This is a genomic window from Sorangium sp. So ce426, from assembly GCF_051475585.1.
Taxonomy (GTDB): Bacteria; Myxococcota_A; Polyangia; order Polyangiales; family Polyangiaceae; genus Sorangium; species Sorangium cellulosum_B.
This window is the reverse complement of sequence record NZ_CP150341.1, coordinates 10,534,863-10,560,000: the sequence shown is the minus strand read 5'-3', so window position 1 is coordinate 10,560,000 and position 25,138 is coordinate 10,534,863. Positions and strand designations below refer to the sequence as shown.

The window sequence follows — 25,138 nt, the reverse complement described above, 5'->3', positions numbered from 1 at the left end:
CTCAGAGACGTCGCTGGGCCGCTTGCGACCGCCTCGTGCGAGAGCGCGTGCAAGAGGAGGCCCGCGACCGCGGAGAGCAGCCAGGGCTCGATCACCTCGAGGTGCTCCAGGTCGACAAGCCGCGTCGCGAAGGCGCCAACCACCGTGGCGAGCGCAATGCCCGCCAGCGCAGCGCTCATGGCGCGCTTGCCGCCGGCGTCGGCCTTCACCTCGAGGACCTGAATCGCCACCACCATGGCGAGCGGCACCGTGTGCGCGGCGATCACGAGCACGACAGGGAGCGAGAGCTGGCCAACCCGTGAGAGCGACGCCACCGCCGCGCCCTCGCCGAACTGATGCGCGAGCACCGCGGCGTACCCCATCGCGAGCGCCGTCGTCGGCGTCCGGTGAGCCCCAGCGTCCCCGAGCACGAGGCGCTCCAGCACCGCCGGCGCCACGAAGCCAGACGCCGCCGCGAGCAGCGCGAGCCAGCCGATCTCGCCGATCGCCTCCGGGAGCAGGTGAAGCAGCGCGATCGACGCCGCACCGACGAGGGCGAACGTCCGCAACGCAGACATCGCGTTCTCGCTCCGGTGACGGAACACCGCCGCAATGCCGCCCAGCATGACGGCCAACGCGAGGAGCGAGACGCCGAACGCCAGCGACACAGGCGCCCTCCTAGCACGGATCCGGGACGAACCGGTGATGAGCCGAACGCTATGTGGGGTGCGCTACGAACGCGGGTGGTCGTGCCGTTCCGTGCGCAGGATCAGGTCGCCCACGAGGGCAGTCCAGCCGGTCTGGTGCGAGGCGCCGAGCCCAGCGCCGGTGTCGCCGTGGAAGTACTCGAAGAAAAACAGGCGATCTCGGAACCGAGGATCACGCTGGAAGAGGGGGTGCTCGCCGTAGACAGGGCGGCGCCCCTCGCGGTCGCGCTCGAAGATCGCGATCAGCCGGCGCGCGATCTCGTGCGCCCCGTCGCGGAGCGTGCGAGGGCCGTGGCCGCCGAGCGACGGGATCGTGAGCACGTCGCCGAAGCCGTGGTCGAGCCGGAGGAGCGAGCGGTAGAGCAGGTAGCCGAGCGGGAACCAGATCGGGCCGCGCCAGTTGGAGTTGCCGCCCTTCATGCGCGTGATCGACTCACCCGGCTCGTAGCCGACCGTGTACTGCGCGTCGCAGGGCTCGAGCCCGAGCGAGACGGGCGCGGCCGCGTGCTCCTTGGAGAGCGAGCGCGGGCCGAACGGCGAGAGGAACTTGTCCTCGTCGAACAGGTGCGCGAGCACCCGCTCGAGGCGCCCCGGCGGCACCGCGGAGAGCACCTGGCGGCCATCGGGACGTACGGTGATCGCCTCGGCCAGCGCGGGGTTTTTGCGGAGGAACCACTCGGTCCGGCGCCGGAAATTCGCGAGCTTGCCGTAGATCTCCGGGGTGATCACGTGCACCGCGCAGAGCGGGATGAGGCCGACGGCCGATCGGATCTTCACGTGCCGCGGCTTCCCTCCGGCGATGAGGATGTCGAAGTAGAAGCCGTCCTCCTCGGACCAGAGCGGCAGCCGGCCGTCCGCCGTGTGGTGGAGCGCGTGCGCGATCCGCAAGAAGTGCTCGAAGAACTTGCTGGCGAGATCCTCGTACGCGGAGTTGTCGAGCGCGAGCTCCAGCGCGATGCGCATGAGGTCGAGGCAGTACATCGCCATCCACGCCGTGGCGTCCGCCTGCTCCAGGCGCATGCCGGGCGCGAGCCGCTCGCTGCGATCGAAGAGCGAGATGTTGTCGAGGCCGAGGAACCCGCCCTCGAAGACGTTGTGCCCCTCGGCGTCGCGCTTGTTGACCCACCAGGCGAAGTTGATGAGGAGCTTGTGGAACACCCGCTCCAGGAACACCCGATCGCCCTCGCCCCGCTGCTTCCGCTCGATCTTGTAGATCTGGTAGGTCGCCCAGGCGTGCACCGGGGGGTTCAGATCCGAGAACTCCCACTCGTAGGCAGGCAGCTGCCCGTTCGGGTGCTGGTACCACTCCTTGACCATCATCTTCAGCTGGGCCTTCGCGAGATCGATGTCGAGCGAGGCCAGCGCGACCGCATGGAAGGCGAGATCCCACGCCGCGAACCAGGGGTACTCCCACGCGTCGGGCATGGAGACGACGTCGGCGACGGAGACGTGCCGCCAGTGGGCGTTTCGGCCGCTCAGCCGCTCGGGCGGCGGCGCGTGCGCGTCGCCGCGGAGCCAGGTGTCGACGTCGTAGTGGTAGAACTGCATCGTCCAGAACAGCCCCGCCGCCGCCTGACGCTGGATGGCGCGGCGATCGTCGGACAGGGCAGGGCCCTGGACGGCGAGATAGTACTCGTCCGCTTCCCTGCGCCGCGCCCCGAGGAGCTCGTCCGCGCCGTCGAAGGGGCAGTCGACCGGCTCGGGCGCGAGCCGGAGCAGGATCCGCCGGCTCCCGCCTGCCGGCACCTCGAAGCGATGCCAGCTCGCGGCCTTCGTGCCGCGGCGCTCGGCGTTCACCCGCGCCTCGTCGCCGTGGACGACCCGGTGATGGAACGCGTCCTTGACGTACGGTGTCCGCGAAGGGACGCCATAGAGCCGCTCGCGGTTCGTCTCGTTGTTGGTGAAGAGCAGCTCCGGGCTGCCCTCGATGTACAGGTGATGCGCGCCGTGCTCGGGGTGCGCCGCGCGCAGCATCACATGACCGGCGTCGGTCTCCATGGCCCGGATCTCCGGGACCGGTCCCGGAGGCTCGGTCCAGGACCATGTGTTGCGGAACCAGAGGTGCGGGAGCACGTGGATCGGCGCGGCCTCCGGGCCGCGGTTCACCACGGTGATGACCATCAGGATGTCGCTCGGGCTCCGCTTCGCGTACTCGACGACGACGTCGAAGTAACGATCCCCGTCGAAGGCGCCGAGATCTGGCAGATCGGCCTCGCCCTCCGAGAGGCCGCGGTCGCGCGCGGCGGCGACGAGCGCCTCGTAGGGGAACGGCCGCTGCGGGTACCGGTAGAGATAGCGCAGGTAGCTGGAGGTCGGCGTCGCGTCCTCGTAGTAGTAGATCTCCTTGACGTCCTCGCCGTGGTTGCCTTCCGGCCCGGTCAGGCCGAAGGCCCGCTCCTTCAGGATCGGATCCCGCTCGTTCCAGACGGCGACGGCGAGACACAAGAGCTGGTGTCGGTCGCAGATGCCGCCGAGCCCGTCCTCGTTCCAGCGATAGGCGCGGCTCCGGGCATGGTCGTGAGGGAAGTGCGCCCACGCGTCCCCGTTCGCGCTGTAGTCCTCGCGCACCGTCCCCCAGGCCCGCTCGGAGAGGTAGGGGCCCCAGTGCTTCCAGCGCAGGAGGCGCTCGCGCTCTTCCTCGAGGCGGCGGTGCTCGGCGGTCGGCGCTGCGCGGACGTTCCTCGTCATGCGCGCCACGCTAGGCGACGAAGGCCGAGGCGTCGAGCCCGCGGCCGGCGGGCGACGATCGGGGGCGGGCGCTACTCGGTGCGCTGGATGATGTGGAAGCCGAACGGCGTCTCGATGATCTCGCTCACCTCGCCGATCTTCAAGGCGAAGGCGGCGTCGGAGAAGCCCTTCACCATCATGCCGCGCTCGAACACGCCGAGATCCCCGCCGCGCTCGGCGGCGCCCGGCTCGTCGCTGTACTCCGCGACCGCCTCCTCGAAGCTCGCCCCGCCGCGGATCTTGAGGAGCGCTTGCTGCGCACGCGCGCGGGCCTCGGCGCGCGTGCGGCGGAGGCCCTCGGGCTTGCTCTTCGAGCCCTCGTGCATGACGAGGAGATGCCGCGCGCCGATCTGCTTGGGCTGACTCGCGATCAGCGCGCGCTCCCGCTCGATCGCGGCGTCCTCCTCGGCCGCCCGGATCGGCGCGGAGACCGCGAGGCCGCCGCCGACCCACGACGGCGAGGTGGCGAGCGCCCCGCAGGCGGTCGCGCAGAGGAGCGCGAGGGGCGAGCACGCCGAGAGCGCGCGGACCAGCACGGCGCGGAGATGAGGGCTACGCATCGGCGCGGAGACTGCCGCGGGAGGAGTGCGCCCGCAACCCTCCCGTCCGCGCGCGCCGCTCAGCGGAGGACCATCACCGGGACGAAGGCCCACCCGCCCGCGGTGACGCTCACGCGGGCGCGCCTCGACTCGCCCCGGACGCCGACGACCACGTCGTGCGTGCCCGCGCGGACGCGGGTCCGCGCGATCGCGATGCGCGCGGGGAGCGTCGACCATCCGCGCGTGTCCGGCGTGTCGAGCGCGGTCAGCGTCGCGCTCGTCAGCAGGCCGACGAGCAGGCCCAGCGGCCCGGAGTCCTCCGCAGCCGCCTCGGTGGCGCCCTGCGCGGCCTCGCCGGCCGCGATGCGGGCGACGGTCCTCGTGATGGCCGACAGGATGACGGTGCCCTCGCTCTTCTTCCAGGCCGCGCGCACCTGCGCCTCGACGTCGAGCGCCTGCTCCATCGGCTGGGGGCGCCCGTCGAGCTTCAGCGTGGGAACCGAATAGCCGCCCTTGCCCCGGGCGAGCGTCGGGTAGTTGACCCAGGTAACGAGCCCCTTCGCCGCGAGCTCGCTCGCCCGCGCGCGATCCGTCGGGCTGATGTCGTTGGCCACGAGCGTGAGCGCGAGGCCGATCGGGAGGCGCTGCGGCACCTTCTGCGGGACGCGCCCGAACCCGACGACGACGATGAGCTCGGCCTCGCCGGCCTCGTCGAGGGGCGGCGGCGGGGCCTCACCCTCGATCAACGCGGCGATGCGGGGCGACCTGGGCTCGCCGCGCGTGAGCGCGCGGAGCGGGCGGCGGAGCGACGGATACGACCCGTGGCGGAGGGCGTCGTCGTAGTGGAGGAGCGCCTCGTCAGCCTGGCCGCTCTTCTCGAAGGCGAGGCCCGCGAGGTAGCTGCCGAGGCCGAGGAGCGCCGTCTCGCCCTCGTGATCGCGCAGGTATCTCTGCATGACCGCGAGGCGGCGCGCCTCGACCCTGGCCCCGCCGAGGTCGCGCTGGGCCAGGTAGTTCATCATGTTGATGGTGTTGATGAGCAGCTTCTCGTAGGCAGGCGCCTTGTACGGGCCCACGTCGTCCGAGAAGAGGTATTTGCCGAGATCGTGGGCGGCCCCGCGGGACATGTCGAGCAGGTCGATCGACTTGTCCGCGGCCCCGAGATCGCGCGCGGACAGCCGGTAGCTGTCCATGCTGAGGAGGACGTTGCCGCGGTCGAGCAGGAGGAGCGCGTTGTCGCCCCGGAGCGCCGGGAGCTGGGCCGCGGTCTCGACCTCGAGCTGCTCGTTCAGCGCGGCCACCGCCTCGGCGGGAGCGCCGCGATCGAGCGCCTGGAGCGCGGTGCGCACGCGATCTTCATGTCCGCCGCAGGCGGCCTGCGAGAGGCCGAGGAGCAGCGCGAGAGGAGCCAGGGCCGCACGCTCGCGCCCCGCGAGGCCCGCGTGCCGCCGGCGCATCACTCCTGGATGAGCGCCTTGGTGAAGGCCGCCCTGTTCTGCCAGGCCACCGCGCTCGTGGCGACCTCGATGAGCTGCATGAACATGAAGTACTGGACGCGGCGCTCGTCCTCGGTGCGCTCATCGGCGGTGAAGACCTTGCCGGTGAGGTAGTACTTCGCGCCGAGCTGGCGGTTGTACTCGGCGATGTGGTTCGGATCGAACCCGCCGCCGTGCTGCTTCTCGACCTCCGCGACCATCTGCTGCTGGCGCTCGACGCTCACCACGGTGACGAGGCTCGCCTGGGCCAGGTACGTCTCGATATCGGAAAGGAGCGCCTGGAGCTGGCTGTCGATGTGCTCGCTCGTCTGGTTCGACAGCGGATAGATGGCGAGCGTGGGCCGCGAGCCGTCGTGCGCCCACGCCTTGGCCACCGGAGAGGCCATCAGCGACGTCAGGTTCTCGTGGAGGAGCTGCTCGATGTCGCGCCTGTCGATCCCCGTGCTCATCGCCGCGTCGTCGAGCCCCTCGACCTGATTGCCGCGCACGTAGGTGGGGCCGCAGCCGATGGGGAGCGAGGCGAGCACGAGCGCCGCGAGCAGCGCGGCCGGACGGATGCTGGGCGACATGGGCATGGACACTCCGCAGGGCAGGACGCCCGCATCCTAGCAGGCGAGGTGTGCGCTGGAGCTTCGATCAGGCGGAAATCGTGCTCTGCGACGCGGCGCGCGCGTGGCGTGCGCGGTGAGCGCGGCACGTCAGCAGCGCGGACGCCCTGGCTCGCTTCAGCGCGAGCAGCGCGAGCAGCGCGAGCGCCGCCGCGGCCCCGCTGTCGTCGCCGACGAAGGGGCCGTGTGCGCACGAGAGCCAGCGCTCGTCGAGCGGCCTGCGCGAAGGCAAGCGCTCCGCGGGGGCCGACGCCGTGGCCCACCAGGGCGGGTCGTAGTCGCCGACGTCGGCGGCGCGCATCGCCTCGGTGACGAGCCAGTCGCGATGGGCGATGAGCCCACCATAGATGGGGTCGGCGCAGCCGGCCGGCCCGCGCGACGTCACGCCGATGATCCGCCCCGCGGCGTCGAGCGCCGGTCCGCCCGAGTCGCCGCTGCAGATGCCGTTCTCTCCGCGCCACTCGCCCCCTGTGACGCGCTCCTGCGTCCCGCACCCGTACCCGACGCACTCGACGTGGAGCCCATCGCGGCGCCTGCGGACGCCGCCGCCGCGCGATCTGCCCTCCGTGTCGCCGAAGCCCACCGCGGAGTAGACCTCGCTCTCCTCGGGCGGACGATCGAGGCGGGGCGCGAGCGGCGTGACCTCGCTGCCGCCGAGCGGGGAGGACAGCACGACGAGCGCGACGTCGCGCCCGCAGACGGCGTTGCCGTCGGGCGGGCTGAGCAGCGCGCGCGCGCCGATCCACGGCGTGTCCGCGGCCCACAGGGCCCCGCCGAGCGTGGCGTAGACCTGCGAGGCATCGACCGGCTCACCGAACGTCGCCGTCTTGCAGGCGATGAGCTTGGGAGCCTCCGCGATGCAGTGCTGCGCGGTGAGCACCAGGTTGGGCGCGATGACGGTACTCGAGCAGGTCCGCGCGACGCGCCCTCTGCGATCGGTGATGAGGAGTCCGGCGACCGCGCGGTCTCCAGCGTCTAGATACCCTCCCTTGATCTCCAGCGCGGCCTCGGCCGCGTCCTCCTCGTGCAGGTCCGCTTCGTCCGCGTCTCCAGCGCAGCCGGCCAGCGCGGCGGCGAGGAGGCAGCCTGCTCGGGTACACCGTGCGGTGCTGTTCCGGCACACGGCCAGCCGCCTTTGCACGGCACCTGCCAGCCTGGGCTGTGCACCGCCGCGCGCCCCGAGCGAGGAGAGGATTGCTTCCGGGGAAGCTCGCGCGCCGGGAGAGCCTCCCTCGCGCTGCTATCCCCCGCGTCCGTTCGCGACGTCGCCGCGCTGCGAGCGCTCGTTTTCTCCCGGCGGCGCCGGAGCTCTCCAGGCGGCGCCGGAGCGTCAGCCGACCACGATGTTCACGATCTTCCCCGCGACGTAGATGAACTTCTTCAGCTGCTTGCCCGCGGCGAGGGCGGCCACGGGCTCCAGGCCGAGCGCGGCGGCTCGCGCCTCCTCCTCCGATGCCGCCTTCGCCAGCATCACGCGACCGCGGACCTTGCCGTTCACCTGCACCGGGATCTCCAGGACGTCGTCGACGCAGAAGGCCTCGTCGTAGGTGGGCCACGGCTCGTAGCTGAGCGAACGCTCGTGGCCGGTGAGCCGCCACAGCTCCTCCGCGAGGTGCGGCGCGAAGGGAGAGACGAGGAGGATCAGCCGCAGGACCGCCTCGCGCGGCGGCGAAGGCAGCGAGCTCAGGTGATTCACGAAGACCATCATCGCGGAGATGGCGGTGTTGAACGCCATCCCCTCGATGTCGCCGGTCACCTTCTTGATCGTCCTGTGGAGCTGCCGGCTCGTCGCGTCGTCCATCGCGTCCGAGAGCGGTCGCGTGCACGTCGCGAACACGCGGTCCCGGAACCGGACCACCCCCTGGATCTGCCCTGATTGCCAGGGCTTCACCGCCTCGAGCGGGCCCATGAACATCTCGTACATCCGCAGCACGTCGGCGCCGTGGGCCCGCACGATGTCGTCGGGGTTGATCACGTTGCCCCGCGACTTCGACATCTTCTCGTTGTCCTCGCCCAGGATCATCCCCTGATGGACGAGCTTCGCGAAGGGCTCGGGGTGCTTCACATGGCCGAGGTCGTAGAGCACCTTGTGCCAGAAGCGCGCGTAGAGGAGGTGCAGCACGCCGTGCTCCGCGCCGCCGACGTAGAGGTCGACGGGCATCCACGCGTCGTACGCGGCCTCCGAGAACGGCTCCGCGTCGTTCTGCGGATCGAGGAAGCGGAGGTAGTACCAGCACGAGCCCGCCCACTGCGGCATCGTGTTCGTCTCGCGCGCGTACCACTTGCCGTCCCGCTGGAAGAAGCGCCAGTCGACGGCGCGCGCCAGCGGGCCCGCAGGGTCGTCGCCAGGGCGGAAGTCGGCGAGCGGCGGCAGCTCGATCGGGAGGCTGGCCTCGTCGACCGCGATCGGCTGATCGTAGCGGATCGTGTGCGCGGCGCCCTTCCTGGGATCACCCTGCGGATCGGCGAGCTCGACGGGGAAGTAGATCGGGATCGGCTCGCCCCAGTAGCGCTGGCGGGAGAAGACCCAGTCGCGCAGCTTGTAGTTCACCTCGCGCTTGCCTCGCCCGAGCGCCTCGAGGCGCGCGATGACCGCACGCTTGCACTCCTCCGTCGCGAGCCCGTCGAACTCGCCGCTCCGGACCGCGACGCCCGGGTCGACGTAGGCGGCCTCGAGCTGGTCGTGCAGGGTGCCGTCGGGGCTCACGACCTCGACGATGGGCAGCCCGTAGGTGCGGGCAAAGGCGAAGTCGCGCTCGTCGTGCCCTGGCACCGCCATCACGGCGCCGGTGCCGTAGCCGCCGAGCACGTAGTCGGCGACCCAGATCGGCACCTCCACGCCCGTGATGGGGTGGACGGCGACGAGGCCGGTGTCGACGCCGGTCTTCTCCCTCGCCGCCGCGGCGAGCCGCTCGCGATCGCTCTTGCCCGCCGCGGCCGCGACGTACGCGCGCACCGCCTCGCGGCGCGGCTCGGACGCGCCGCTCTCCGCGCTCGTGAGCCATGTCGTGAGCGGGTGCTCGGGCGCGAGCACGACGTAGGTGACGCCCATCAGCGTGTCGGGGCGGGTCGTGAACACGCTCAGCGCGCCCTTGCCCCATCCCTTGACCTCGAACGTGATGAGCGCCCCCTCCGAGCGGCCGATCCAGGAGCGCTGCATCGCCACCGTCCCTTCAGGCCAGTCGAGGAGGCGGAGATCCTCCGCCAGGCGGTCGGCGTAGGCGGTGATGCGGAGCATCCATTGCCTGAGCGGCGTCCGGTAGACCGGGTGCGAGCCGCGCTCGCTCTTGCCGTCGATCACCTCCTCGTTCGCAAGGACGGTCCCGAGCGCCGGGCACCAGTTGACGCTCACCTCGTCCTGGTACGCGAGCCCCTTCTTGAAGAGCTGGAGGAAGATCCACTGCGTCCAGCGCACGTAGCGCGGATCGGTCGTGGAGAGCTCCCGCGACCAGTCGTAGCTGAAGCCCAGCATCTTGAGCTGGCGCTTGAAGGTCGCGATGTTCCGCGCCGTCGTGTCGGCCGGGTGCGTGCCGGTCTCGAGGGCGTGCTGCTCCGCCGGCAGCCCGAAGGCGTCCCAGCCCATGACGTGCAGCACGTCGATCCCGCGCATGCGGAAGTAGCGGGACATGATGTCGGTCGCCGTGTACCCCTCGGGGTGGCCGACGTGCAGCCCCGAGCCCGACGGATAGGGGAACATGTCGAGCACGTAGCGCTTCCCGCGGGCGGGGTCCGCGCTGCGGACGGCGCGGAAGGTCTCGCCTTCCTCCCACGCGCGCTGCCAGCGCGGCTCGACGGCGGCATGATCGTAGCGCGCGGGCTCACGCGGCTCGTTGGGAGAAGGTTCGGTGGAGGCGCGGGGGTCCATCGTCTCGGCGGCCATATCGCGACGTGCCATAGCACTGTGCTGCCGCGGTCGACAGCCGCCCCGCGGCGGCAGACGCCCGCGCCCCGGCGGGAGCGCCGCGCCCGTCCACGGCGCGGCACGGCCATGTCGAGAGTTCCCGACAAGCGTGGACAGCGCCTCGGTCCGAGCTCTGCCGTCGGCGACGCCCGCGCCCGAGAGGGCTGACCTCGCGCGCCGCCTCGCGCTCTGGGGCCGCCCGCGCGCCGGAGCGTCGTGCGCGCGCCCTGCTCGCCGGTGGCGCTGGCGAAAGCGCGCGCCTCCTGAGCGCCTCGGTGGCGGGACGAGCTCGCTCCTCCTCGCGCCGACCCGAGGAGCGCACCCCTGGCGTCGCACTCCTGCGTCCGCGACGGGCGGTGTCGTCACGGCGCGGCGCTGCGTGGCGCCAGCGCCGACGAGCGGCAGCGCCTCGCGGGGCGGGGCGACGCGTCAGAAGGATGGCCGCACGCCGAGACTTGGGGGTAGATTGAGGGCGCTGTTCCGCTTCAGTGTGAGGCGGAGGGGTCGCGTGGGCGGTCCCTCCGAGGCGCGCGGATGACCGACAAACACGTTCCATGGGGAGCCCCCGAGAGTGAGAGGGCGGCGCAGCCAGGCCGGCCGCTCCCGTCGGCGCACGGCTCGGGGATCCCTTTCCGGCCGCTGCCCGTGCCGCCGCTGATGGCGCCCGGCGCCCTGCGCCCGCTCTCCGCGCAGTACGCGCTGAGCCCTCATCTTCAGCAGCAGATTCAGCAGCAGAGCCCGCCCGCGTTCTCAGGGCCGATGCCGTCGGCGCCCGCGTTTTCGGGGCCGGCGTCATCGGCGCCCGCGTTCTCGGGCGCCATGCCGGCGCCGGCGTTCTCAGGGCCAGCTCCCGCCGGGTACACCCAGCCGCCCACGGCGAGCGTCTCGGCGCGCGGAGGGACCCTTCCGCCCGGGATCGTCTCGCAGCAGGACGTGCTCTCGGCCAGCGGCGTCTTTTCTCCGAGCGCGCTCCCGTTCATCTCGGCGCCGCCGCAGTCGGATCCGGTGCCTCCGAGCCAGGCGGCCTTCCAGCCGGCGCCGATCACGGATCGGATGGGCGCGAGCGCGACGCAGCCGCCTGCGCCGGCAGCGCAGCCCGGGTTCGCGAGCCCTGGCCTCGGTGCGGCCGCGCCCGCTGCGCCAGAGGCCGCGCGCGCGCCGATGCCATCACCTCACGCCGGCCAGCCGCCTGCTCCGGCGGCGCCGCCCGGGTTCGCGAGCCCTGGCTTCGGCGCGGCCGCGCCCGCGGTATCAGAGGCCGCGCGCACGCCGATGCCCTCGCTGCATGCGGGGATGCCGGCTCAGGCCGGGCCGCCACCGGCCGCTGCGCCCGCGCCGGCGATGAGCGCAGCTCCCGGCGCGGCGGCGCACGGCGCGCCCCAGGCGGCCGGCGGGTGGGACGGAGCGGCCGAGAGCCCGTGGGCCACCACGTCGGCGCGCCTCGAGATGCCGGCGCTCCCGTCGACCTTCGTCCAGGAGCGCCCGGAACCGCAGAAGCCACCCGCCGCCGTCGCGCCGCGGCGGCGGGAGGGCGGCAGGACGCTCATCATCGTGCTCAGCGTGATCCTGGCGGTGGCCTTGCTGGCGCTCATCGGGATCACGCTGTGGCAGAGCATGGGCGGCGGAGGACCGATCGCGATCGACTACAAGGAGCCGCCGCCCACGGCCGCCGAGGCGTCGCCGGAGCCCACCGTGAGCGTGACGGCGGCCCCCAGCGCGCCCGCCGCGCCCCGCCCAGCCGCGCGCCCACGGCCGAAGAGCGACGACATCTACGACGAGGTCGAGAAGGAAAAGACCCGGCGCTGAGGCGGCGCGACGCCGCACGGACGGGGCGCGCCGCAGGCGATTCGTTGGCCCCGCGCCCGGTTCCGTGCTGGTGATCGCCCGCGATGGCGACGCCGATCCCGCACAACCTTGCCCCCTTCTCCCTCGACGAGCTGGCGCGCGCGACCGGCGGGCGCGTGCTGAGGAGCGGGCCGGACGCGCGGGGCGTCTCGACCGACAGCCGGACGATCGCGCCAGGAGCGGCGTTCGTCGCGCTCGCCGGCGAGAGCTTCGATGGCCACAGGTTCCTCGACGCCGCCGCGCAGCGCGGGGCGGCCGCGTTCATCGTCTCGCGGGAGGTCGCCCTGCCGCCCGGAGGAGGCGCGGTGCTCGTGAACGACGGCCTCGCCGCGCTCGGGGCGCTGGCCAGAGCGCACCGCGAGCGATGGCGGGCGGGCGCCCACCGCGACGGGCCGCGGGCGATCGTCGCGATCGGCGGCTCGGCCGGCAAGACGACGACGACGCGGACCATCGCCGCGCTGCTCGCGGGGGTGGGCCGCGGCGAGGTGCACGCGACGGCGGGCAACCTCAACAACGCCATCGGGCTGCCGATGACGCTGCTCGGGCTCGAGGACCGCCATCGCTTCGCGGTCGTCGAGATCGGCACGAACCAGCGCGGCGAGGTCGCGGCCCTCGCGCGGATCGCGGGGCCGGACCTCGCCGTGCTGACGTCCATCGGCGTCGAGCACACCGAGGGGCTCGGCACGCTGGAAGACGTCGCCGCCGAGGAAGGTGATCTGCTCGCCGCCTTGCCGGCCGAGGGCGTGGCCCTCGGCAACGGCGACGACGCGAAGGTGGTCGAGCAGCTCGAGCGCGCCGGCGCCGCGCGGCGGATCACCTACGGCTCCGGGGAGCGCGCGCGGATCCGGATCGTGGGGAGGCGGCCGGTCGGCGTGCGCGGCACCTCGGTGCGGCTCGAGCGCGGAGGCGAGGCGCTGGAGCTCGTCGTCCCGCTGCTCGGCGAGGCGGGGGCGCTGGCGGCGGCCGCGGCCGTCGCCGTCGTGGAAGAGGCGGTCGGCGAGCCGCTCTCGACCGAGCGAGCGGCACGCGCCGCCGCGGGGCTCGCGCCGCCGGGGGACGGGCGCCTGTCCGTCCGCGAGCTGCCGGACGGCACCGTGGTCATCGACGACAGCTACAACGCCAACCCGCTGTCGATGCGATCGTCCCTCAGGACGGCCGTCGAGGTCGCCGAGGCGCTCGGGAAGCGGCTGGTCCTGCTGCTCGGCGAGATGCGCGAGCTCGGCGCGCTCGCGGCGGCGGAGCACGACGCGCTCGGCGAGCAGGTCGGCGCCGCGCGCCCCGCCGCGCTCGTCGCCGTCGGCGGCGAGGCGGCGCGGATCGCGCGCGCCGCCGAGGCGGCTGGCGTGCGGGCGTGGTTCGCCGTAGACGCGGACGCCGCGGCGGCCCGAGCGCAGGAGATCGTCGAGCGCGGCGATCTGGTGCTCGTGAAGGGCTCGCGCGGGATCAGGATGGAGCGGATCGTCGAAGCCCTCGTCGCCAGCGCCGGGCGCGGCGCCGGCTCGTCGCCCTCGCCGTGAGCGCGCGTCCGCCGGTCGAGCGCGCTCGCCTCCCGGCGCGCTGGGCCGCGATCACGCGCCGAGCGCGGCCCGCGCCTCGGCGACGGACAGGCTGAGCAAGAGCTTCGCCTCCTCGTTGCTGCAGAAGGAGCGCGTGACCATGCGATCGATGTACAGCGTGCCGCGGAGGTGATCGACCTCGTGCTGGAGGATCCGCGCCGGCCAGCCCGTCGCTTCCCACCGGACCTCCTTGCCGTCCTCGTCCACGCCGCTCACCTCGACCGACAGCTCTCGCTCGACCAGCGCCATGTAACCCGGGACGCTCAGGCAGCCCTCGAAGAACGTCGCCCGCCCCGCGCCTGCCGCGTCCGGGAGCGACGGCGCGAGGACCCTCAGCGTCGGGTTGATGATCACCCGGAGCGGGAAGGGCACGCGTCCGCGCTCGGCGCGCTGGCCCGCTGTGAGGCGCGACATGAGCTCCTCGCTGTCTTCGAGCACGATCACCTGCTGGTCGACGCCGATCTGCGGCGCCGCGAGCCCCACGCCGGGCGCCTTGCGCATGACGGAGACCATCGTCGAGACGAGGCGCTTGAGCCGCTTCGTCCCGATCTCCTCGGGTGGGACGGGCGCGGCGGGCTTCCGCAGGACGGCTCTGCCTGCGAGGACGATCGGGGGGAGCTCCATGCTGCCGGGATGAATCGGCGCCCTCGCGAGCGCAAGCGTCGTGAGCTCGGGAGCATGGACCGTGTGGGGGGCCTCGCGGCGAGGCGGGCGTGAGGGTGGATGTCCTCGCGGCGAGGCGGGCGTGAGGGTAGAGGAGCGGCGCCGGGTACGGCCCGGCGCTTCCATGGCAGCACCTCTTCCGCCTCCGTCGGCTCGCGCGGACGCCCCCCGCCGGCCGCTCCGCCTCGTCGTCGTCGCCGCCCTCGCGGCGCTGACGCTCGCCGCGTTCGCCGCCGTGACGCTGCGGCTACAGCTCGAGCCGAACGTCGCCTCGCTCCTGCCGGAGCGCGGAGACGCCGCGGCGCTGCGCCGGTACGTGCGCGGGTTCGGGGGCGGTGACCTCGGCGTCGTGATGGTCAAGGGCGACGACCCCGACGAGAACGCGGCCGTGGCCGCGGAGATCGCGCGGGCCCTCGCGGCGCGCCCGACCGTGCAGCGCGCCGCCGATCGGATCGACGTCTCGCGCTCGCTCGATCCGTGGGTCGCGTTCCGGCACGCGGACGCGCGCGTGCGAGAGCGCCTCGCCGCCGCGCTCTCGCCCGAGGGGATGCGGGAGCGCCTCGCCGAGACGCGCGCCATGCTGCTCGCGCCGGGCGGCGGCGCCGCAGCCGAGACGATCGCGGCCGACCCGCTGCGCCTCTCGCAGCTCGTCTTCGAGTCCGCGGACATCGGATCCGGGGTGCGCACGCAGGCGGACGGCGCCTTCGCCACGGACGACGGCAAGGTGCACCTCGTCCTGGTGCAGCCGGCGGGGCAGGCGCTCCGCGGGGCCGACGCGCGGGCGTTCGTCGCGGACGCGAACGCCGTCCTCGGCCCGATCCGCGCGGCGCACCCGGGGCTCACGCTCGGGCTCACCGGCGGGCACGCCATCGCCGCGGCGACCGAGGCGATGCTCACGCGCGATCTCGCGATCTCGGGGTCGCTCTCGATGCTGCTCGCCTCCGTCGTCTTCGCGCTGCTCTTCCGCCGCCTGCGCGCCCTCGCCGCGGTGATGCCGCCGCTCGTGCTCGGGACCCTCTGGACCGCGGGGCTCGCCACGGCGCTCCCGGGAGGGCTCAGCGCGATCGCCGTCGCCTTCATGTCGGTGGTCGTCGGCGTCGGCGTCGACACCGGCGTCCACGTCTACGCCGCGCTGCTCGAGGCGCGGCGCGAGGGCCTCGATCCGGAGGCGGCCGCGCGCGCGGCGAGGGCGCGGACCTCCCGCGCGGTGCTCGTCGCTGCCGTCACGGCGGGGGCGGCGTTCGGGGCGCTCGCGCTGTCGGACATCAACGCGCTCCGGCAGCTCGGGCTCCTGTGCGCCGCGGGCGAGGTCCTGACGGCGATCGCCATCGTCCTCGTGACGCCGGCCGTGGGCGCGTGGCTCGAGCGGGGGACCCCGCCGATCGAGGCGCCGGCGCGCTGGCCCGACGTCCTTTACCGGCTCACCCGTACGCGGGGCCGCGCGCTCGCGCTCGCGGGGCTCGCCGCGCTCCCCATCGCGGCGGTCGCCCTCGGCGCCTCGCCGCCGCTCGCGGAGGCCATCGTCGCGATCAGGCCGGCCGAGCTCGAGCCCCTCAAGGTACAGCAGGAGATCTTCGAGGCGTTCGGCGGTCGGCGAGGGCAGTGGGTGGTGCTCGTCGCGGACGGCGACCAGGAGCGCGCCCGCGCGCGCGGCGACCGGATCGCGGAGCGCCTCGCCTCGATGAAGGCCGACGTGGAGGCCGTCGACGCGCTCACCGCGCTCGCCCCCGCCGCCCGGACGCAGGCCGAGCGCTTCGCCGCGCGCGACGCGCTCGACCTGCCCGCCAGGGCCGACGAGCTCGCGCGCGCGCTCCGCGACACGGGCTTCGCGCCCGAGCGCTTCTCGGCGGTGCTCGACGGGATGCGCGCGCCGCCCCGGCAGGAGGTGGCGCTCTCCGATCTCGAGCGCGGCCCCGCGTCCATCCTGCTCTCGCGCTACCTCGGGGCGGACGGGGGCGAGGCGCTCGTCGCGCTGTACGTGCGGCCCCGCGAGACCGGCTCGGTCGCGGGGATCGAGCGCGCGATCCGCGAGGAGGATCCGGGCGCCATGCTCACCGGCTACAGCCGGCTCGAGGCGTCGCTGCGCGAGACGCTCGCGCACGACATGCCGAGGATCGCGCTCGTCGCGGGCGCGCTCGTGCTGCTGGCGCTCTCCGCTTCCCTCCGCAGCGCGCGCGACATCGCGCTGGCCGCGCTCGTCGTCGCCTCGGAGATCTCCCTCGTCCTCCTGCTGATCCGGGCGCTCGGCATCCCCCTGCACGCGTACGACGCGCTCGTCATCCCGGTGCTGCTCGGGATCACGGTGGACGAGGGCATGTTCCTGCTCCACCGCGCCCGCGACATCGAGGCGGCGGGCGGCGGCGACGCCGTGATCCGCGAGACGCTGCGCCGCGAGGGGCCGGCGATCGCCGCCACGGCGCTGACCACGGCCGCGGGCTTCTCCGCGCTCGCGTTCTGCGGCTTCGACGGCCTCCGCGACCTGGGCCGGGTCGGCGCGCTGGGCAGCGCGGTCGGCCTCGTCGTCGCGCTCCTCGTGGTGCCTGCGGGGCTACGGCTCTGGCCCCGGGCCCATGGACGCGCATAACATGTCGCCGTTGTCGCCCCGGGGCCTCCTCCTCCTCGCTCTCCTCGCGCTCGCGCGTCCCGCCGCGGCGCAGCCGTCTCCTCCGCCCGCCGCGGCGCCGCCTCCCGCGGCGCCGGCGCCGAGGCCGCCGCGCTCGGCCGTGGCTCGCGCCGTCGACGCGCTCGTGCGCTCGCTCGACGCCGTGGACGGCCGCGCGCTCGTGGCCGCCGCGCCGCTGGTCTCCGACGCGCCCGCGCCGCGCGGCGCCCAGCTCGTGGCCACGCTCGCCGCCCACGTCGCCGGCAAGCTCGGCGCCGGCGTGCGCGCGCAGAAGGACCCGATCCCGCTGCCGCTCGCGCGCGAGGCGGCGCGCGACGACGCGGCGCTCGTCCACCTCGTCGTCGAGATCGCGGCGGGGAAGCTGCGCGTCACCGCGGACGTGTACCCGGTGCCGCGCACCGTCTGGGCGCGCATCCGCGACCCGGAGCCGGGGCCCATCGCCCACGCCTACGCCGAGGCGCCCATCGACGCGGAGATCCGCAGCTTCCTCGCGCCGATCCCGCTCGTCGCCGCCAGGGTCGACCGCGCGAAGAACTTCGAGGGCGACGTGGTCGCGCTCGCGTGCGGCGATCTCGACGCCGACGGGGCGCTCGAGCTCCTGAGCGTGAGCCGCCGGCGCGTGACGACGCTCCGCCTCCGCGGCGGCCGGGTCGTGCCGCTCGCGTCGCGCCCGTGGCCGGACGTCGTCGCCGTGCACCCGGCGCCGCTGCGCGAGCCGCTCGCGTTCGCCACGCTCGTCGAGCGCGCGAGGGACGGCGAGCGCCTGCCGCCGTTCGCCGACGTCGGGCTCACCGATCGCGCGCGCAGCATCCGCTTCGACGGCGAGCTGAAGGCGCTCGCCGAGCTGCCGGGGCTTTCGATCCCGGACGCGGGCGGCTCGGCCTGCACGACGGCGTGGGGGCCGCTCCTCACGGGCCCGCTCGGGCCGTGCGCCCCGGCCGATCCCCCGCCGGCGACCGCGTCGCTCTCCGGCCGGTACGACGCGCTCGCGTCCGCGCAGCTCCTGTCCGCGCAGGGCGAGCCCTTCGCCGTCTGGGCGACGCGCGAGCGCGGCGCGGTCGAGCTCCGGGACAGCGCGGGCCGCCGCAAGGTCGTGGGCAGCGCCGGGGCGCAGCTCGCGGTCGGCGATCTCGATCAGGATGGAGAGCCCGAGCTGCTCGCCAGCCTCGACGTCCTCGATCCGCTCGAGGATGCCGTCGTCGTCTGGTCGTGGCGGCGCCGGGAGGGCGGCCCGGCCCGCGCGGCGCCCGAGGAGATCCTGCGCTTGCCGGCGCCGGCGGGGGTGCGCGCCCTCGCGGTCTGTCCGCCCGACGGGGCCGGGCGCGCCCCGTTCGCCGTCGCGACGGCGGACGAGATCTGGGTGGTGCGGTGAGCCTCCCGCGCCGCGCCTTCCTCGGCGGCGTTGGCGCGCTGCTCGGCGCCGCCGCCCTCCCGGAGGCCGCGCGTGCGATGGGGCGCACCCCGCTCGGCGGCCGCCTCTCGATGCACCTCCCGTGGCCGACGAGCTCGCTCGATCCGCACGAGCTCAGCGATCCCGCCGCGGCGCTGTTCGCGCCGGCGATCGCCGACAGCCTCTACGGGCTCGATGCGTCCGGGAACCCGTACCCGACGCTCTCGTCCGCGCTGCCGTCACGCGAGGCGGAGGGCGCGGTCGTGCGCCTCCGCGAGGGGCTGCGCACCGCGCGCCTGCTCAAGCTCGACGGCCGCGACATCGTGAGCTCCGTCGAGCGCGCCCGCGCTCGCGGCGCCGCCGCGGCGCTCGCCGACATCCCGAGGCCCGAGCGGCACCCGAGGGATCCGCTCGCCGCGGTGTTCCCGCGCGCGGATCCCGCCCGCGTCGCCCGCGCGCTCGCGTCGCCGATGGTCGCGCTCCTGCCGCGCAGCTTCGACCCCGCGGCGCCGGATGGCACGGGCGCGTTCCGGGCCGACGTCGGCCCGGGGCAGATCACGCTGACGCGCAACGACGTCGCCGCGCGCGGCGCCGCCTTCCTCGACGCGATCGAGGTGATCCGCTCCGACGACCTGACGACCTCGCTGCGCGCGTTCGAGACCGAGCGCGACGACCTCGGCTGGCTCGGCGCCGGCCTGCACACGAACCGCCGCGGCGCCGTCCGCTTCGATCTGGGCGTCGCCGGGTGGATCGTGCTCACGACGGGCCCCGACGCCGGGCCCTTCGGTCAGCCTGGCGTCGCGCAGCGGCTGGTCGACGCGCTGCCGCCCGAGCGCCTCGCGCACCTCGGCCTCGTCGGTCTCCCGAGGGCGCACGGCGATCCCGCGTGGGGAGGGCCCGCGGCGTCGCTGCTCGTGGACGAGTCAGCCGCCCACCTCGTCGAGGTCGCCGAGGCGGTCGCGCCGATCCTCTCGCGGCCTGGGCACGAGGTCACCGCGGAGCCGGTGGCGCGGGCGGAGCTCGGGCGCCGCCGCGCCCGCGGGAAGGCGACGCTCGCGATCGCGCTGGTGCGCCCGCTCGGCCCCGGGCCCCTCGGCGCGCTGCTCGCCCTCGCGACCGCCGACGATCGCAGCCGCGCCCTCGACCTCGCCCGTCACCCGCCCCGCCTCGCGCCCGGCGCCGCCCCCCGCTCGCTCACCGCCACGCTCCGCCTCGGCGTGATCGCCGAGGTCCGGATCGCGGGCGGCGTGCTGCCGGACGTCGCGCTCGCGCGCGCCGCCAGCGGCGAGGGCTGGGATCTCGGCGCCACCTTCCGCCGCCCGGCGAGGCGCTGATGTGTGCCTACCCCCGCGTGGAGGCGAGCGCGACCGCGCGGCGGCTGTTCGGGACGTCCGGGCGAGGGTCGCGGTGATGGGGGCCGCTTCGAGCGCTTGCGCGGTGGGGACATTTGGTTACTATCGGCTGGTCACGAACGTCACTGGCACTCGACACGACGCTTCTCTTCTCGGGGATCGCGGATTGATCGCGGACTGGACGACGCAACGTGTGGCGCATCGGGGGCTCCTCCCCAGCGCCGCCCCCCCTCGATCCCCCACGGCTCCATCGGGGCGGCAGGGCACTGTTCGGCACCGAAGCTGACGCATCTCGCAGAGCCGTGAAGTGAATCAGTGTCATGGGTACTCGCCTCTACGTTGGTAATCTCCCCTTCTCCGCCACCAAGGCCTCCGTGCAGGCCGCCTTCGCCCAGAGCGGCGAGGTGACGGATGTACACATCGTGACCGACCGCGAGAGTGGGCAGTCGCGTGGCTTCGGGTTCGTCACGATGGGCACGCCTGAGCAGGCCCAGCAGGCGATCGAGAACATGAACGGCGCCATGATGGACGGCCGTCCGCTTCGCGTGAACGAGGCGGAGGAGCGCGTCCAGCGTGGTGGCGGCGGCGGCGGTGGCTACGGCGGCGGCGGCGGCGGCGGTTACGGCGGCGGCGGCGGCGGCGGTGGTGGCCGCGGCGGCCGTGGCGGTGGTGGCGGCGGCTACGGCGGCGGCGGTGGTGGCGGCCGCGGCGGCCGTGGCGGTCGCGGCGGCGATCGGTACTGAGCCGAGCTAGGCCGACGTTCCAGCGGCGGTGCCTCTCCCCAGAGGCGCCGCCGTTCTCGTTTGTGCGCTGCCCTGCGCGGCGACCGCCGTCACGCGCGCCGAGGCCCCGGTCGATCAGTACTCCGTCGATGCCTCCGCCTCATCGGCCGTCGCGGCGACCTGGCCTGCCTCCGCGGGGCGGAGCACGAGCTTGCCGACGGCCATCGCGACGAGGGCCGAGAGCAGCGACCCGAGCAGGACGGCGAGCTTCGCGACCCCGAGCCTTTGCCCCGTTCCGAACGCGAGCCCCGCGACGAAGATCGCCATCGTGAAGCCGATGCCCGCGACGCATCCCACGACGAGCACGCCTCGCCAGAGGACGCCGCGCGGGAGGGCGGCGAGGCCGAGCTTCACCGACAGGAAGCACGCGACCATGATCCCGAGCGGCTTGCCCATCATCAGGCCGAAGACGACCCCGAGCAGCAGCCGCGTCGAGCCCGCCGCGCCGAGGTGCACGTCGCCGAGGCGCACGCCCGCGTTGGCGAGCGCGAACGGCGGCATGATCCCGTAGGCGACCCACGGATGCAGCGCGGCCTCCAGGCGCACGACGGGCGGCAGCGCCTCGCGCCGCGCCTGCGAGAGCTGTGCGAGCGGCCCGGTGAGCTCGCGCGCGTCATGCCCGCCGGTCGCGCGCTCCTGGAAGTCCTGCAGCGCCCTCCGGGCCTCGGCGAGGAAGCCCTCCTCGCCGAACCAGGGATGCACCGGCGTGAGCAGGCCGAGCAGGACCCCCGTGATCGTGGGGTGCACGCCGGCGCTCAGCAGGCCGGCCCAGATGACGACGCCGGGCGCGGCGTAGACCGCCGGCGAGCGGACGCCGAAGCGCTGCAGCGCGAGCACGCCCGCGATGCCCAGGGCCACGAGCCCGAACCCCGCGGCCGAGATGCTCGACGAATAGAAGACGGCGATGACGAGGATCGCGCCGATGTCGTCGATGATCGCGAGCGCGAGGAGCAGCACGCGCAGCGCCGCCGGGACGCGGTTGCCGAGCAGCGCCAGCGCGCCGACCGCGAACGCGATGTCCGTCGCCATCGGCACGCCCCATCCGCTGCGCTCCGGCGGGCTCGGGTTCAGCGCGAGGTAGATGAGCGCCGGGAAGAGCATGCCCCCGAGCGCGGCCGCGACGGGCAGCACCGCCCGCTTCAGGACGGAGAGCTCGCCCTGATGGATCTCGCGCCGGATCTCGAGCCCGACGACGAAGAAGAAGATCGTCATCAGCCCGTCGTTGATCCAGAAATGGAGATCGCGCTCGACGAGGTAGGAGCCCACGCCGAGCCTCACCGGCGTGTGCCAGAGGCGCTCGTACGAAGCTGCCCAGGGAGAGTTCGCCCACGCGAGGGCCACCGCGGTGGCGATGAGCAGGACGATGCCGCTCGCCGCCTGGACGTGGAGGAACCGCTCGAGCGGCTGGAAGATCCAGAGCGCCAGGCGGCGCGCGGGCAACCAGGTTCCGGGCGGAGCGTTGCGGAGGTCCGAGGTGCCCATTCCGCGCGTACGGTAGGGCGCCCCACGGCGATCGAGAAGCGGCAATGACCCGAGCTCCGCGCTTCCGGGGCGCGGAGCTTGCTCCTTTGCCTGGCGGGCGTCAGAGAGCGGCACGCTGAACGCCCCTCGCGCTCGGGGCGGGCCGCTCACAGCCGATGCCTCCTTCCATCCCTTCAGAGCACAGGCCATCGCCGCGGGCGATCTCGCTTTACTACTTCGGTATCTTCGCCGTCCTCGGCGTGTACCTTCCGCTGTTCCCGAGCTGGCTGGAGGCGCGGGGGATGCAGGGGCTCGCGATGGGGGCGATCGCGGCGACGCTCCCGGCGATGGGCCTCGTCGCGCCGCCGGTGTTCGGCTTGATCGCCGACTCGCTCGGCGTGCGGGTGTGGCTGATCCGGGCGGCCTGCGCCGGCGCCTTCGTCGTGTTCGCGCTGCTCGCGCTGTCGTCGGCGCTCGGCGTGTCGCTCGGCTTCGCCGGCCTCTTCGTCGCGGCGCTCGCGTTCGCTTTCTTTCGATCGCCGATGTTCACGATGGCCGACGTCGTCGCGGTGGAGGCGTCGGCGAGCTCCGGCATCGCCTACGGCCGGCTCAGGCTCTGGGGCTCGATCAGCTTCGCGCTGATGGCGATCGCCAGCGGAGCCCTCGTCGATCCGGCGCGGCCGGCCGCGTTCCCCGCCACGATCGCTGCCTCCCTGCTGATCGCGTTCGCCATCTCGTGGGCCCTCCCGGCGCGCGGCGAGGCGCCCTTCCGTCGGTCCGGCGCGCGCGACGGAGCGGCCGACGCCGCCGGCGCTGCGCGCGCTCCGGCCACCGAAGGCGCCGCCGGCGCTGCGCGCTCTCCGGCCGCCGGAGGCTCCGTGCGGCAGCGCGCCCGTGCCCTCCTCCAGAGCCACGATTTCCGCCTGTTCCTCGCGGCGTCGTTCCTGGCCCAGAGCGCCACCTCTTCGTACGATCTCTGTTACACGCTGCACCTGCGCGACATCGGTTTCCCCGAGTCGCTGGTGGGGGTCGCGTGGGCCGTCGGCGTCGCCGGCGAGATCGCGCTCATGGCGTTCTCCGGCCCCTTGCTCAAGCGGTTCGCTCCGCCCACGGTGCTCGCGTTCGCCTTCGCGGGCGCCTCGCTCCGCTGGGCGCTGCTCTCGTATGTGCGCTTCTGGCCCGCCCTGCTGGCGATCCAGCCGCTCCACGCGGTCTCGTTCGGCATGATGTGGGTCGCCTCGCTCGCCTACACGCGGGATCGCTCCCCGCCTCAGATCCTCGCCACGGCGCAAGGGCTCTTCACTGCCAGCGCTGGCGCTGGATCCGTCGTCGGGATGCTCGTGTGGGGTGAGCTCTACAAGCGCGGGGGCGGCACCCTCACGTTTGGGGTCGCCTCGATCACGGCGTTGATAGCATTCGTCCTGGCTGTGACCTTCGCGCGATCCACGCGGCCAACGCGACCGACGCGGCGGTCACCGTCAGGGGGCTCGATTTTCTCTGTCAGCTCCCGGTGCCAGGAGTAACGTTCCATTTTCCGCCGCACGCGTAGGCGCGCGCGGGCACTACCTGAACGAGGCGAGCATGTGCGGGATCGTCGGATACGTTGGGTCAAAAAAGGCGGCGCCGATCATCGTCGAAGGGCTACGGAAGCTCGAGTATCGAGGCTACGACTCGGCCGGCATCGCCATTCATGACGGCAAGGGCATCGAGATCGTCCGGACGCTCGGCAAGCTGATCAAGCTCAGCGAGGCGCTCGAGAAGCGGACCCTCGACGGTACGACCGGCATCGGCCACACGCGGTGGGCGACGCACGGCCGCCCGAGCGAGGTGAACGCCCACCCGCACTCCGCGGGCCCGGTGGCCGTCGTGCACAACGGCATCATCGAGAACCACGTGGCCGTCCGGCAGCAGCTGGAGAGCCAGGGGGTCAAGTTCCTCTCCGACACGGACACCGAGATCGTCGCTCACCTCGTCCACCGCGAGCTCCAGAAGGGCGCGAAGTCGCTCTTCGAGGCCGTGCGCGGCGCGCTCCGGCAGGTCCACGGCGCCTACGCGATCGCGGTCCTCTCGCGCGACGAGCCCGACGTCATCGTCGCCGCCCGGTACGGCTCGCCGCTCGTCGTCGGCGCTGGCGAGAACGAGATGCTGTGCGGCAGCGACATCCCCGCGCTGCTCGCGCACACCCGCGACATGATCTTCCTCGAGGACGGCGACATCGTCGAGCTGCGCGCGAGCGGCGTCCGCATCGAGACCGTGGCCGGCGGCGAGAAGGTCGAGCGGCGCGTGAAGCGCATCGACTGGAGCCCCGTCCAGGCGGAGCGCGGCGGCTACAAGCACTTCATGCTGAAGGAGATCCACGAGCAGCCCGACGTCGTCGAGGCCACGCTGCGCGGCAGGATCGATCTCGCCGCCGGCGACGTGCACGCGACCGAGATGGGGGTCACGCCCGAGTTCGCGAAGGAGCTGCGCCGGGTCTACATCGTCGCGTGCGGCACGAGCCACCACGCCGGCATCGCCGGCCGCTACTGGATCGAGCAGCTCGCCAGGGTCCCCACGGTCGTCGAGCTCGCGAGCGAGGTCCGCTACCGCGAGCCGATCTTCTTCCCCGACGATCTCGTGATCGCCATCAGCCAGTCGGGCGAGACCGCCGACACGATCGCGGCGCTCAAGGCGGCGAAGGCGCAGGGCGCCAAGGTGCTGGCGCTCTGCAACGTGCTCGACAGCGCGATCCCGCGCCTCTCCGACGGCGCGCTCTACACGCACGCGGGCCCCGAGATCGGCGTCGCCTCGACCAAGGCCTTCACCACGCAGCTCGCCGCGCTGCTCCTGCTCGCCGTCTACCTCGGCCGCCGCCGCGACTCGCTGCCGGCGGAGCGCGGGCGCGAGATCCTCCAGGCCCTCTGGGAGATCCCGAGCCACATGCGTGAGGTGCTCGGCGACGCCGACTACGTGCACGCGATCGCGAAGCGCCTCGTCCACGCGAAGGACGTCCTGTTCCTCGGGCGCGGCCTCGGCTTCCCCATCGCGCTCGAGGGCGCGCTCAAGCTGAAGGAGATCTCGTACGCGCACGCCGAGGGCTACGCGGCCGGCGAGATGAAGCACGGGCCGATCGCCCTCATCGACGAGGCGCTCCCCGTCATCGTCGTCTGCCCGCGCGACGCGCACTACGACAAGACGTTCTCCAACCTGCAGGAGGTCCGGGCGCGCGAGGGACAGGTCGTCGCGATCGCCACGAAGGGCGACGAGTCGATCCTCGAGATCGCTCAGCACCACGTCTGGATCCCCAAGGTGCCGGACGAGGTCGGGCCGCTCCTTACCGTGCTCCCGCTCCAGCTCATCGCCTATTACGTCGCCAACCTGAAGGGCAACGACGTCGATCAGCCGCGCAACCTCGCGAAGACGGTCACCGTCGAGTAACGAGCAACGTCTCCCTCGCGGCGCGGCATCCCCGCCGCGGCGAGCGGCCTCCTCTGCCGCGCGCAGCGCTCCTCTGCGGTGCGCGCCCCTCC

The 25,138-nt window shown here is 73.7% G+C and carries 17 protein-coding genes (1 of these 17 running past the window's edge); 8 read left to right on the top strand and 9 right to left on the bottom strand.

Translation table 11 applies throughout. The annotated features are described in order from the left end of the window. From WMF44_RS39565 to leuS, 7 genes are all read right to left on the bottom strand, one after another. Positions 1–647: the 5' portion of a hypothetical protein gene (locus WMF44_RS39565; protein ID WP_437295221.1), read on the bottom strand. The gene continues 181 nt to the left of window position 1, outside the view; the window shows 647 of its 828 coding nt (coding positions 1–647); it begins with the start codon at positions 645–647; the stop codon falls past the left edge of the window. 63 nt (positions 648–710) lie between these two features. Next, positions 711–3,374: an MGH1-like glycoside hydrolase domain-containing protein gene (locus WMF44_RS39560; protein WP_437295220.1), complete on the bottom strand. Its 2,664-nt coding sequence runs from the start codon at positions 3,372–3,374 to the stop codon at positions 711–713. Between the two features lie 71 nt (positions 3,375–3,445). Then, a complete protein-coding gene (locus WMF44_RS39555) occupies positions 3,446–3,973 on the bottom strand; it encodes a peptidylprolyl isomerase (RefSeq protein WP_437295219.1) in 528 nt (175 codons plus the stop codon). Between the two features lie 59 nt (positions 3,974–4,032). Continuing rightward, on the bottom strand, positions 4,033–5,409 hold the full coding sequence (locus tag WMF44_RS39550; RefSeq protein WP_437295218.1) for a hypothetical protein: 1,377 nt from the start codon (positions 5,407–5,409) through the stop codon (positions 4,033–4,035). Beyond that, the gene (locus WMF44_RS39545; protein ID WP_437295217.1) at positions 5,409–6,017 is read right to left on the bottom strand and encodes a penicillin-binding protein activator LpoB; all 609 of its coding nucleotides are present in this window, start codon (positions 6,015–6,017) and stop codon (positions 5,409–5,411) included. Before WMF44_RS39545 ends, WMF44_RS39550 begins: the two co-directional genes overlap by 1 nt. Before the next feature lie 67 nt (positions 6,018–6,084). Beyond that, positions 6,085–7,197: a trypsin-like serine protease gene (locus WMF44_RS39540; protein ID WP_437295216.1), complete on the bottom strand. Its 1,113-nt coding sequence runs from the start codon at positions 7,195–7,197 to the stop codon at positions 6,085–6,087. Positions 7,198–7,386: 189 nt separating this feature from the next. Then, complete coding sequence (gene leuS / locus WMF44_RS39535) at positions 7,387–9,951, bottom strand: leucine--tRNA ligase (protein ID WP_437295215.1); 2,565 nt, start codon at positions 9,949–9,951, stop codon at positions 7,387–7,389. A gap of 540 nt (positions 9,952–10,491) precedes the next feature. Between leuS and WMF44_RS39530 the strand changes: the two genes are divergently transcribed. Further along, complete coding sequence (locus tag WMF44_RS39530; protein ID WP_437295214.1) at positions 10,492–11,763, top strand: hypothetical protein; 1,272 nt, start codon at positions 10,492–10,494, stop codon at positions 11,761–11,763. Between the two features lie 83 nt (positions 11,764–11,846). Continuing rightward, complete coding sequence (locus WMF44_RS39525; RefSeq protein ID WP_437295213.1) at positions 11,847–13,319, top strand: UDP-N-acetylmuramoyl-tripeptide--D-alanyl-D-alanine ligase; 1,473 nt, start codon at positions 11,847–11,849, stop codon at positions 13,317–13,319. A 51-nt stretch (positions 13,320–13,370) separates the two neighbouring features. Here WMF44_RS39525 and WMF44_RS39520 read toward each other — a convergent pair whose 3' ends face one another. Continuing rightward, on the bottom strand, positions 13,371–13,982 hold the full coding sequence (locus tag WMF44_RS39520; RefSeq protein ID WP_437295212.1) for a peptide deformylase: 612 nt from the start codon (positions 13,980–13,982) through the stop codon (positions 13,371–13,373). A 163-nt stretch (positions 13,983–14,145) separates the two neighbouring features. On the opposite strand from WMF44_RS39520, the gene WMF44_RS39515 reads away from it, so the two are divergent. The 4 genes from WMF44_RS39515 (at position 14,146) to WMF44_RS39500 (ending at position 20,129) form a co-directional block, all read left to right on the top strand. After that, positions 14,146–16,605 (top strand): MMPL family transporter, encoded by a 2,460-nt coding sequence (locus tag WMF44_RS39515; RefSeq protein ID WP_437295211.1) that lies wholly within the window; start codon positions 14,146–14,148, stop codon positions 16,603–16,605. A 1-nt stretch (position 16,606) separates the two neighbouring features. Beyond that, positions 16,607–18,016 carry a hypothetical protein gene (locus WMF44_RS39510; RefSeq protein WP_437295210.1) on the top strand — a complete coding sequence of 470 codons (1,410 nt, stop codon included), beginning with the start codon at positions 16,607–16,609 and terminating at the stop codon, positions 18,014–18,016. Then, positions 18,013–19,368 (top strand): hypothetical protein, encoded by a 1,356-nt coding sequence (locus WMF44_RS39505; protein WP_437295209.1) that lies wholly within the window; start codon positions 18,013–18,015, stop codon positions 19,366–19,368. The genes WMF44_RS39510 and WMF44_RS39505 overlap by 4 nt, the downstream gene beginning before the upstream one ends. Positions 19,369–19,706: 338 nt before the next feature. Further along, on the top strand, positions 19,707–20,129 hold the full coding sequence (locus tag WMF44_RS39500; RefSeq protein ID WP_437295208.1) for an RNA recognition motif domain-containing protein: 423 nt from the start codon (positions 19,707–19,709) through the stop codon (positions 20,127–20,129). A gap of 114 nt (positions 20,130–20,243) precedes the next feature. On the opposite strand, the gene nhaA is transcribed toward WMF44_RS39500, so the two are convergent. Next, complete coding sequence (nhaA, locus tag WMF44_RS39495; RefSeq protein ID WP_437295207.1) at positions 20,244–21,650, bottom strand: Na+/H+ antiporter NhaA; 1,407 nt, start codon at positions 21,648–21,650, stop codon at positions 20,244–20,246. A gap of 155 nt (positions 21,651–21,805) precedes the next feature. Here nhaA and WMF44_RS39490 point away from each other — a divergent pair, with 155 nt between their 5' ends. Both WMF44_RS39490 and glmS read left to right on the top strand, forming a co-directional pair. Continuing rightward, positions 21,806–23,152: an MFS transporter gene (locus WMF44_RS39490; protein ID WP_437295206.1), complete on the top strand. Its 1,347-nt coding sequence runs from the start codon at positions 21,806–21,808 to the stop codon at positions 23,150–23,152. Positions 23,153–23,210: 58 nt separating this feature from the next. After that, positions 23,211–25,046: a glutamine--fructose-6-phosphate transaminase (isomerizing) gene (gene glmS, locus WMF44_RS39485; protein ID WP_437295205.1), complete on the top strand. Its 1,836-nt coding sequence runs from the start codon at positions 23,211–23,213 to the stop codon at positions 25,044–25,046. The last annotated feature ends 92 nt before the right edge of the window (positions 25,047–25,138 follow it).

Excerpts from the sequence above, each read along its gene's own strand:
- WMF44_RS39530 (WP_437295214.1), top strand. The coding sequence starts at position 10,492 with ATGACCGACAAACACGTTCCATGGGGAGCCCCCGAGAGTGAGAGGGCG.
- leuS (WP_437295215.1), bottom strand. The coding sequence starts at position 9,951 with ATGGCACGTCGCGATATGGCCGCCGAGACGATGGACCCCCGCGCCTCC.
- WMF44_RS39510 (WP_437295210.1), top strand. The coding sequence starts at position 16,607 with ATGTCGCCGTTGTCGCCCCGGGGCCTCCTCCTCCTCGCTCTCCTCGCG.
- WMF44_RS39490 (WP_437295206.1), top strand. The coding sequence starts at position 21,806 with ATGCCTCCTTCCATCCCTTCAGAGCACAGGCCATCGCCGCGGGCGATC.
- WMF44_RS39520 (WP_437295212.1), bottom strand. The coding sequence starts at position 13,982 with ATGGAGCTCCCCCCGATCGTCCTCGCAGGCAGAGCCGTCCTGCGGAAG.
- WMF44_RS39500 (WP_437295208.1), top strand. The coding sequence starts at position 19,707 with ATGGGTACTCGCCTCTACGTTGGTAATCTCCCCTTCTCCGCCACCAAG.
- WMF44_RS39515 (WP_437295211.1), top strand. The coding sequence starts at position 14,146 with ATGGCAGCACCTCTTCCGCCTCCGTCGGCTCGCGCGGACGCCCCCCGC.
- WMF44_RS39525 (WP_437295213.1), top strand. The coding sequence starts at position 11,847 with ATGGCGACGCCGATCCCGCACAACCTTGCCCCCTTCTCCCTCGACGAG.
- nhaA (WP_437295207.1), bottom strand. The coding sequence starts at position 21,650 with ATGGGCACCTCGGACCTCCGCAACGCTCCGCCCGGAACCTGGTTGCCC.
- WMF44_RS39545 (WP_437295217.1), bottom strand. The coding sequence starts at position 6,017 with ATGTCGCCCAGCATCCGTCCGGCCGCGCTGCTCGCGGCGCTCGTGCTC.
- glmS (WP_437295205.1), top strand. The coding sequence starts at position 23,211 with ATGTGCGGGATCGTCGGATACGTTGGGTCAAAAAAGGCGGCGCCGATC.
- WMF44_RS39555 (WP_437295219.1), bottom strand. The coding sequence starts at position 3,973 with ATGCGTAGCCCTCATCTCCGCGCCGTGCTGGTCCGCGCGCTCTCGGCG.
- WMF44_RS39560 (WP_437295220.1), bottom strand. The coding sequence starts at position 3,374 with ATGACGAGGAACGTCCGCGCAGCGCCGACCGCCGAGCACCGCCGCCTC.
- WMF44_RS39550 (WP_437295218.1), bottom strand. The coding sequence starts at position 5,409 with ATGCGCCGGCGGCACGCGGGCCTCGCGGGGCGCGAGCGTGCGGCCCTG.